We start from the raw sequence: 9,755 nt of genomic DNA on the forward strand, positions 1-9,755 counted from the left end.
TGCCGCGGCCGGGGCGCGGCCGGTGCGGAGCCGGGGCGCGTCGGAGGCGGAGGCGGGGCGGGCGCTGCCCGGGGTGCGCAGGGCGTCGAGGAAGCGGCTCGGTTTGCGGCCGCCCCAGCCGCCGGGGGTGCGGGACAGGGACCAGGACAGGTGGAGGCGGCTGCGGGCGCGGGTGATGCCCACGTAGAAGAGCCTGCGTTCCTCCTCGATCTGCGCCTCGGTCTGGGCGTAGGTGATGGGGAGCATGCCTTCGGCGAGGCCGACGAGGAAGACGGCGTCCCATTCGAGGCCCTTGGCGGCGTGGAGCGAGGCGAGGGTGACGCCGTCGACGGTGGGAGCGTGCTGGTTGGCCTGGCGGTCCGCGAGTTCGGCGGCGAGGTCGGTGAGCGCGGCGCCGGGGCGGGCGCGGGCGAGTTCCTCGGCGAGGCGGACGAGTGCGGCGAGGGACTCCCAGCGTTCGCGGACGGCTCCGGAGCCGGCGGGGGGCTGCGCGGTCCACAGGCGGTGGGAGACCAGGACGCGGCGCAGTTGTTCGGCCAGGGGGGCGGCGAGGTCGAGTGCGGTGTCGTTGGCGCCGCTGTGCGCCGCCGCGCGGACCGCGCTGACGGCGGAGCGGATCTCGGGCCGGTCGAAGAACGCCTCGGCGCCGCGCAGCCGGTAGGGGACGCCCGCGTCGCCGAGCGCCTGCTCGTAGAGGTTGCTCTGGCCGTTCGTGCGGAACAGGACGGCGATGTGCGCGGCCGGGACGCCCTCGGCGACCAGGGCGCGGATGCGGTGGGCGACGTCCTCGGCCTCGGCGACCTCGTCGGCGTACTCGGTGGACTCGGGGACGGGGCCGGGGGGGCGCTGGGCGACGAGTTCGAGGCGCTGGCGGGCGGCGGGCCCGGTGGCGTGCGAGAGGAGGTTGTTGGCGAGGTGGACGATCTGTGGCGTGGAGCGGTAGTCGCGGACGAGACGGACGACGGTGGCATCGGGGTGGCGGGCGGGGAAGCCGAGGAGGTGTTCGGGGGTCGCGCCGGTGAAGGAGTAGATGGTCTGGCTCGCGTCGCCGACGACGCACACGTCGTCGCGCTCGCCGAGCCACAGGTCGAGCAGGCGCTGCTGGAGCGGGCTGACGTCCTGGTACTCGTCGACGGTGAAGTGCCGGTACTGGGAGCGGACCTGCTGGGCGATGTCCTCGCGGTCCTGGAGGATCGCGATGGTGAGGAGCAGGACGTCGTCGAAGTCGATGCGGCCGCTCGCGCGTTTCAGCGTCTCGTACTGGGCGTAGACGCGGGCGGTCTCCAGGGCCTCGCGGTTCGTGGTGCGGCCCGCCGCGCGGGCGGCCTCAACGAAGTCGTCGGGGACGGTCTGGGTGGCCTTCGCCCACTCGATGTCGCCGGTGAGGTCACGCAGTTCGCTGCGCTCCAGGCGCAGCCCGCACGCCTCGGCGGCCTGGGCGACGAGGGGGATCTTGCGCTCGACGAGCCGGGGCGGCTCGGCCTGGACGACTTTCGGCCAGAAGAACTGGAGCTGTCGCAGGGCGGCGGAGTGGAAGGTACGGGCCTGGACGCCGTGCGCGCCGAGTTCGCGCAGGCGGCCCCGCATCTCCCCGGCGGCGCGCTGGGTGAAGGTGACGGCGAGGACGGTGCCGGGCTTGTAGCGCCCGGTGCGGACCCCGTAGGCGATGCGGTGGGTCAGGGCGCGCGTCTTGCCCGTACCGGCGCCCGCGAGGACGCAGACGGGCCCGGTGAGGGCGAGGGCCACCTCGCGCTGCTCCGGGTCGAGTCCGTGGAGCACGGCGTCGGCGGATTCCGGTACCGGGGGGAAGAGGGAGTCCTGCGGTGCTGCTGTCACTCAGCCATGCTCTCAGGTCGGCCGGCGCGGGCGGCGGCGGTTGTCCACAGGGGCCGCTCGCGGTCGTACGAGCACATGATCAGCTTGCGCCGGTACGCGTGCGGGTGCGGGTCCGGGGCCGCCCTCCAAGCACCCTCGGGCCGCCCTCCAAGCGCTCCCGGGCCGCACTCCGGGCGCTCCCCCACCCGCTCCCCCACCCCTCCGCCGCGGGAATGGCGGGCGCGCGGATACCGTTCTGCAAGTGTGCGACGTACGGAGAACGCGTCGCGGCGGGCCCCCGGGGTCCGCAGAGGGGCGAAGGAGTACGAGGAACATGCCGGGCACTGTGACGATGTACAGCACGACCTGGTGCGGTTACTGCCGCCGGCTCAAGGGCCAGCTGGACCGCGAGGGCATCGCTTACGAGGAGATCAACATCGAGCAGGACCCGGCCTCGGCCGAGTTCGTCGAGAAGGTCAACGACGGCAACCAGGTGGTCCCGACCGTCCTGGTGAAGGCCGAGTCGGGCACCGAGGCGGTCATGACCAACCCCTCGCTCGCCCAGGTCAAGCTGGCCCTCCAGGGCTGAGCCAACACCAGGACAAGCCGCCCGTACGAGCCACCCGTAAGGGCCGCGCACGTACGAAGGGCCCCGCCCGGAGAGATCCGGACGGGGCCCTTCGTCGTGTCCGAGGCCCGCGCCCCGTGGCCGGAAACCGCCCCCCGGGCCCGTCACCCCGGGCCGCTCACACCGGCTTCGGCAGCGGCTTCCCGTACCACAGCTCGATGAGCCGGGCCGCGATCGAGACGCCGAAGGGCGGCAGGACCTCGCCCGCCTCGATGGCCGCGCGCAGTTCCTCGCGCGAGAACCAGCGGGCCTCCTCGATCTCCTCGCCGTCGACGGTGATCTCCTCCGCCGTGGCGTGCGCGATGAAGCCGAGCATGAGGCTGGAGGGGAAGGGCCACGGCTGGCTCGCCACGTACTCGACGTGCCCGATCGGGATGCCCGCCTCCTCGTGCACCTCGCGGCGGACGGCGGCCTCTATCGTCTCGCCCGGCTCGACGAAGCCCGCGAGGGTCGAGAAGCGGCCCTCGGGCCAGTGGACCTGGCGGCCGAGGAGCGCGCGGTCCTCCTCGTCGGTGACGAGCATGATGACGGCCGGGTCGGTGCGCGGGTAGTGCTCGGCGCCGCAGGCGGGGCAGCGGCGGATGTGCCCGGCCGCCGCGATGGAGGTGCGTTCGCCGCAGCGCGAGCAGAAGCGGTGCATGCGCTGCCAGTTCTCCAGGGCCACGGCGTGCACCATGAGCCCGGCCTCGCGCGGCGAGAGGAGCATCCCGGCCTCGCGCAGCCCCGCCGGGCGCGCGGACTGGTCGATGGGCCCGGGGAGGCTGTCCTTCTGAAGCGCGAAGTAGCTCACGCCGTCCTCGTCGGTGCCGAGGAAGTAGCGGTGCGACTCGGTGAGCGGGGCCTCGAAGCTCGGGGTCGTCACCAGTTCGGTCGCCCCGGCCTCGTTCTCGTCGATGAGGACCTGCCCGCCGGAGACGACGAAGACCCGGGTGCGGGGATGGCTCCACGCGGCGGCGAGCCACGCCTCGTCGAGGCGGTGGTGCGCGGCACGGTCGATGCCGTGGGGTGCGGTGAGCGGGATGGGCCGCCCGGCGAGGTCGTGCTCGGTGCCGTACGGGGTGCCGTGCGCGGTGCCGTGCTCAGTGGTCTGGTCGTTCCGGGTGGTCACGGGTGCTTCCCACTCCCCCTAGGGTGCGTCGTCGGTGGTGGTGCCGTTCTTGCCGGCGTTCCTTCTCAGTGTGCCTCGCGTGCGCGGGAGGCGAGTTCCGGCCACAGGTGCGCGGCCGCCTCGGCGCCCTTGAGGAGGAGGTCGAGTTCGATCTTCTCGTCGGGGGCGTGCCAGCCGTCCGAGGGGACGGAGATGCCGAGGAAGAGCACGGGGGCGCCGGTGACGTCGGCGAGGTCGGCGGCGGGGCCCGAGCCGCCCTCGCGGGTGAGGCGTACGGGCTGTGCGAAGGCCGTCTCCATGGCCGTGACGACCGCCGCGAGCGCGGGGTGGCCGAGCGGCGTGAGACAGGGCCTGGTGGCGCCGCCGAAGGTGAGTTCGGCGCGGATGCCGGCCGGGACGCGGGCCTCGACGAAGGCGCGTACGGCCTTCTCGACGGCGGCGGGGTCCTGCTGGTCGACGAGCCGGAAGGTGAGTTTCGCGAAGGCCGAGGACGGGATGACCGTCTTGCTGCCCGCGCCCTGGTAGCCGCCGCCGATGCCGTTGACCTCGGCGGTCGGGCGGGCCCAGATCCGCTCCAGGGTGGTGTGACCGGATTCACCGGCGGTGGCGTGCGAGAAGGCCGTGCGCAGCCAGGCGTCCTCGTCGAAGGGCAGCTCGGCGAAGAGCGCGCGCTCGCGGTCGGTGAGCGGCGCCACGCCCTCGTAGAAGCCGGGGATCGCGATGTGCCCGTCCTCGTCGTGGAGCGCGGCGACGATGCGGGCGAGGACGGTCGCCGGGTTCGGGACCGCGCCGCCGAAGGAGCCGGAGTGGATGTCCTGGTCGGGGCCGTGCAGGACGAGTTCCCCGTCGACCAGGCCGCGCATCCCGGTGCAGACGGTGGGGGTGTCCTCGTTCCACATGCCGGTGTCGGAGACGAGCACGGCGTCGGCGGCGAGGCGGTCCGCGCGCTCCTCGACGAGGGCGCGGAAGTGCGGGGAGCCGGACTCCTCCTCGCCCTCGATCAGGAACCTGAGGTGCACGGCGGGGCTGGTGCGGCCGGTCGCGGCGAGGTGGGCGCGCAGGCCGAGGGTGTGGAAGAAGACCTGGCCCTTGTCGTCGGCGGCGCCGCGCGCGTAGAGGCGGCCTTCGCGGATCTCGGGGGCGAAGGGCTCGGAGTGCCAGCCGTCGGCGCGCGTCGCGGGCTGCACGTCGTGGTGCCCGTAGACGAGGACGGTGGGGGCGTCGGGCTCGTCGGCGGGCCAGTCGGCGAAGACGGCGGGGGCGCCGGGGGTGTCCCAGATCTCGACGGTCGGGAAGCCGGTGGCGCGCAGCCGTTCGGCGAGCCACTCGGCGCTGCGGCGGACGTCGGCGGCGTGCTCGGGCTGGGCGGACACGGAGGGGATGCGCAGCCAGGCGGCGAGGTCGTCGAGGAAGGCGGCGCGGTGCGCGGTGACGTGGGCGCGGACGGCGCCGACCGCGTCGTCGGCCCCGGTGGGGGTGGTGCTCATGCTTCCGACCTTATCCGCCTGACGGGTGAGCGGCGCGGGGCCCCGGGGGCGCGGGAGCGGGGCCCGTCGGGTCCTCCTCGGCGAAGAGGCGTTCCAGCTCCGCGCGGCCGGGCAGCCTGCCCGGCCGTACCGCCTCGCCCGTGCGCACGAAGACGAAGGTCGCCGCGATCTCCTCGGGGTCGATGCCGTGGCGTTCGGCCCAGGCCAGGCGGTAGACGGCGAGCTGGAGGGGGTCGGCGCGGGTGCGGTCGCGCCCGGTCTTCCAGTCGACGATCTCGTAGCGCCGCCGCCCGTCCTCGTCGCTCGCGTAGACGGCGTCGATACGGCCGCGCACGACGCGCCCTGCGAGGCTGAGCTGGAAGGGGACCTCGACGCGGTGGGCGGGGCGGTGGGCGTAGGCGGTGCGCTCGAAGGCCTCCTTCAGCTCTTCGAGGTCGAGGTCGTCGCTGATCTCGGCGTCCTCGCGGGCCTCGGTGTCGCCTTCGTCGGCGAGCGGGAGGTGCGGCTGTTCGTGCCCGGCCGTGAGACGGCGCTCCAGCCAGGCGTGGAAGCGGGCGCCCCGGCGCGCGGCCGGTTTCGGGGCCTGGGGCAGCGGGCGCGCGAGGTCGCGGGCGAGTCCGTCGGGGTCCTCGGCGAGGCGGAGGACCTGCGTCGCGGTGAGCGAGGGCGGCAGCGGCACCTCGCGCACGGAGGCGGCGGCGCGGCGCAGCTCGCCTTCGAGCGCGTCGAGATCCCGGTCCCAGGAACCGAGGAGCCGGGACTCCTCGGGGGTCAGGTCGTCGCCGGGAGGCGGGAGGGCGTCGCCGTGGGCGGCCGGGGCGGGGACGCGGTGGGCGGCGTCGCTCTCGTACGGGTCCGGGGTCTCCTCGTACGGGCCCGGGGCCTCCTCGTACGGACCCGTGGCCCCCTCGTACGGACCCGTGGCCCCCTCGTACGGATCAGGCACCCCGTCGCCCGGCTCCGGCTCCGGTTCGTCCTCCGGTTCCGGTGGCCACTCCGGGTCGTACGGGTCCTCCGGCGGCTGTTCGGCCAGGTCCGTGGCCGGCCGGGACTGGAGGAGCGCGAGGTGGTGTTCGACGCGGGCGGCGGCCTCGCGGCGGCGGGCGTGGGCCTCGGGGTCGAGCGGGAGGGGCCACGGGAGGGGGTCGGTCTGCCGCAGGGCGGGGTTCTCGTCGTCGGGGCCCGGCGGCTCGGCCCAGTGCTCGATCTCGCCGTGGCCGCGTACGCAGTGGTCGTGGAGGGCGGTGAGGAAGGCGGAGGGGCCGCGCGGGCGCTTCTGTTCGGGGCCCCACCAGTGGCCCGAGCCGAGGAGGATCGAGCGGGGGCGCGTGAAGGTCACGTAGCCGAGGCGTAGTTCTTCGGTCGACTGGTGCGCGCGCATGCCGTCCTGGAACGCCTTGAGCCCCTTCGCCGTCCAGTCGGGGACGTCGGGGAGGGTCGCGGCGTCGCCGCGCAGCGGGTGCGGCAGGACGCTCGCGCGGGCGGTGAACTTCTCGCGGCCCCGGTCGCTCGGGAACTGCGCCTTGACGAGCCCGGGCACGGCGACGACGTCCCACTCCAGGCCCTTCGCCTTGTGGGCGGTGAGGACCTTGACGGTGTTCTCGCCGCCGGGGAGGGCGTTGTCGAGGCCCTTCTCGTACTGCTCGGCGGTGCGCAGGTAGCCGAGGAAGGCGAGGAGGGACGCGGCGGGCTCGTTCGCGGCGAAGGCGGCGGCGGTGTCGAGGAACTGGCCGAGCGTCTCGCGGCGGCGGGCGGCGAGGGCGTTCGGCGAGGCGGAGAGTTCGACGTCGAGCCCGGTGACGGCGAGGACGCGGTGCAGGACGTCCATGAGCGGGTCGGCGAGGGCGCGGCGCAGTTCGCGCAGCTCGCGGCCGAGGCGGGCGAAGCGGGCGCGGGACGCGGCGGAGAAGGGAAGGCCGTCCTCGGCGTCGGGGCCGCCTTCGACGAAGGTGTCGACGGCGTCGGCGAGCGAGACGATCTCGGCGGGGTCGACGCCCTCGACGGCGGCGGCGAGCCTGCGTTCCGGGTCGTCCTCGCCCGTACGGCCTCCGGCGAGGAGGCGGGCGCGGCGGCCGAGGAGGGCGAGGTCGCGGGCGCCGACGCGCCAGCGCGGGCCGGTGAGGAGGCGGACGAGCGAGGCGTTCGCGCCCGGGTCCTGGAGGACTTCGCACACGGCGCGCAGGTCGGCGATCTCGGGGAGGTGGAGGAGCCCGGAGAGGCCGACGACCTCGACGGGTATCTCGCGGGCGACCAGCGCGGACTGGATGCGGGCGAAGTCACCGGCCGTGCGGCACAGGACGGCGATCTCGCCGGGGCTCGTGCCGGTGCGGACGTAGTGGGCGACGCTGTCGGCGAGCCAGTCGATCTCCTCGGCGTGCGTCGGCAGCAGGGCGCAGCGCACGTATCCGTCGGCGGCCTTCTCGGCGGGGGCGTGCAGCGCCTCGACGCCGTCGTGGAGCGCGCGGAGCGGCGCCGCGAGGTCGTTGGCGAGGGTGAGGAGACGGCCGCCGGAGCGGCGGTTCTCGCTGAGGGACTGGCGGCGGGCGGGGGCGCCGTCGGGGAGCGGGAAGTGGCGGGGGAAGTCGTCCAGGTTGGCGACGGAGGCGCCGCGCCAGCCGTAGATGGCCTGGCAGGGGTCGCCCACGGCCGTCACCGGGTGGCCCGTGCCGCCGCCGAAGAGCGCGGAGAGCAGGACGCGCTGGGCGACGGAGGTGTCCTGGTACTCGTCGAGCAGCACGACGCGGTACTGGGCGCGCAGTGCCTCGCCGACCTCGGGGTGCTCGCGGGCGAGGCGGGCGGAGAGGGCGAGCTGGTCGCCGAAGTCGATGAGGTCGCGCGCGCGTTTCGCGGCGCGGTAGCGGCCGGTCAGCTCGGTGAGGGCGAGGCGCGCGGCGGCGGCCTCGGGGACCTTGCGCAGCGCGTCGTTGCTGAGCCTGGCCCCGGCGAGGGTGCGGAGCAGGTCCTCGTCGTAGCGGCTGAGGTCCGCCGGGTCCACGAGGTGTTCGGACAGCTCGGAGTCGAGCGCGAGGAGGTCGCTCACGAGGTCGGAGAAGCCGCGCGTGAGCGCCGGGTACGGGCCCGGGGCCTCGCGCAGGACGCGGGCGGCGAGCTGGAAGCGGCTCGCGTCGGCGAGGAGCCGCGCGCCGGGCTCCAGGCCGAGGCGCAGGCCGTGGTCGTCCAGGAGGCGGCCCGCGAAGGAGTGGTACGTGGAGATGAGCGGCTCGCCGGGGGGGTCGGCGCCGGGGGCGGGCGGGGCGTCGGGGTCGCTGATCCCGGCCCGTACGAGGGAGCGGCGGACGCGTTCGGCCAGCTCGGCAGCGGCCTTGTTGGTGAACGTGAGGCCGAGGACCTGCTCGGGGGCGACCGCTCCCGTACCGACCAGCCAGACGACGCGCGCGGCCATCACGGTCGTCTTGCCCGAGCCCGCGCCGGCCACGATGACGTGGGGGGCGGGGGGTGCGGTGATGCACGCGAGCTGCTCGGGGGTGAAGGGGATGCCGAGGAGCTGCGCGAGCTGGGCGGGGGCGGTGAGCACGGATCGAAGCGTACGGGGCGGGGCGGACAGTCGGAGTTGCGGCGGTTTCCGGGGCTCCGCCCCGGGCCCCGCTCCTCAAACGCCGGAGGGGCTGGGATGGGTGGGCGTGGGCGGGTTGGTGCGCCGGTCCTGCGGGGTTCCGGGGCTCCGCCCCCCCGCTCCTCAATCTCCCCCAGCCTTCGGCCGGGGGACCCCCAGAGGGGCTGGAATTGGGCGGGCGTATGTGGGTGAGTGATCGTGACTGCTTACTCCACCACCTGGCCGCCCTCCGGCTTCGCGCTGCACGACGACCTGAAGGCGCAGTGGTCGCAGTGGGAGCCCGGGGTGGGGACGAAGCGTTCGTTCAGGACGCGGGCCGCCGCTTCCGTGAGGAGGTCGGGGAGCCAGTCGCCCTCGGGGGGCTCCTGGGGCTGGACCTTGGGGGAGACCGGGTCCTTCTTGGAGGCTTCCAGGCGCAGGTGGACCAGTTCCGCTCGGCCGGGAGTCAAGGGGCCGACCACGCCCTCGGCCACCGCGCGCTGGTAGACCGCCAGTTGGGGGTGGTGGTCGACCTCGGCCGCCGTGGGGGCGTGCTTGCCCGTCTTGAAGTCGACGACGTAGGCGCGCCCCCGCGCGTCCGCGTCGACGCGGTCCATCGTGCCCCGGATGCGGATCTCGTGCTCCCCCGCCGGGAGCGTCACGTCGAAGGGGTGCTCGCTCGCGACCGGGGTGCGGCCCGTGCGGTCCAGGACGTGCCAGCGCAGGAAGCGCTCCAGGGCCGCGCGCGCGTTCTCCTTCTCCTGCGCGGACTTCCACGGCGCGTCGAAGGCGAGCCCGTCCCACACCGTGTCGAGGCGTTCCATCAGGACGTCCAGGTCGGCGGGGCTGCGCCCTGTCGCGACCTCGTCGGCGAGGACGTGGACGACGTTGCCGAAGCCCTGCGCCGTGCTCGCGGGCGCCTCGGCCCGTACCTCCCGGCCCAGGAACCACTGGAGCGCGCACACGTCCACGAGCTGCCCGAGCGCGCTCGCCGAGAGCGCGAGCGGTTGCGCCGGGTCGCGCACGGGGACCTCGTTCACCGTCTCCTCCGCCAGGCCCCACCACGTGTCCGGGTGCGCGGTCGGCACGAGCGGCCTGCCGTCGCCGTCGGTGAGCGCGGCGAGGCGCGCGAGGCGGCGGGCGGCGGCCTCGCGCAGCGCGGGC

6 protein-coding genes are annotated in these 9,755 nt (G+C 74.9%); 1 reads left to right on the plus strand and 5 read right to left on the minus strand.

The window, feature by feature from the left end:
• On the minus strand, window positions 1-1,836 hold a 1,836-nt coding region (locus tag G3I42_RS35445), incomplete at its 3' end, for an ATP-dependent helicase (protein WP_343244751.1).
• 313 nt (window positions 1,837-2,149) lie between these two features.
• On the opposite strand from G3I42_RS35445, the gene G3I42_RS35450 reads away from it, so the two are divergent.
• On the plus strand, window positions 2,150-2,404 hold the full coding sequence (locus G3I42_RS35450; protein ID WP_164291751.1) for a mycoredoxin: 255 nt from the start codon (window positions 2,150-2,152) through the stop codon (window positions 2,402-2,404).
• 157 nt (window positions 2,405-2,561) lie between these two features.
• Here the strand turns inward: G3I42_RS35450 and nudC are convergent, their stop codons facing one another.
• The 4 genes from nudC to G3I42_RS35470 form a co-directional block, all read right to left on the minus strand.
• Entirely contained in the window at window positions 2,562-3,551 is a 990-nt protein-coding gene (gene nudC, locus G3I42_RS35455; protein ID WP_343244752.1) for an NAD(+) diphosphatase, read from the minus strand.
• A 65-nt stretch (window positions 3,552-3,616) separates the two neighbouring features.
• Entirely contained in the window at window positions 3,617-5,038 is a 1,422-nt protein-coding gene (locus G3I42_RS35460; protein WP_164291752.1) for a dipeptidase, read from the minus strand.
• 10 nt (window positions 5,039-5,048) lie between these two features.
• Window positions 5,049-8,573 (minus strand): UvrD-helicase domain-containing protein, encoded by a 3,525-nt coding sequence (locus G3I42_RS35465; protein WP_164291753.1) that lies wholly within the window; start codon window positions 8,571-8,573, stop codon window positions 5,049-5,051.
• A gap of 245 nt (window positions 8,574-8,818) precedes the next feature.
• Window positions 8,819-9,755, minus strand: a 937-nt coding sequence (locus G3I42_RS35470; protein WP_164291754.1) for a PD-(D/E)XK nuclease family protein, incomplete at its 5' end; no start/stop codon positions are given.

This window comes from Streptomyces sp. SID11385, assembly GCF_010548245.1.
GTDB lineage: Bacteria > Actinomycetota > Actinomycetes > Streptomycetales > Streptomycetaceae > Streptomyces.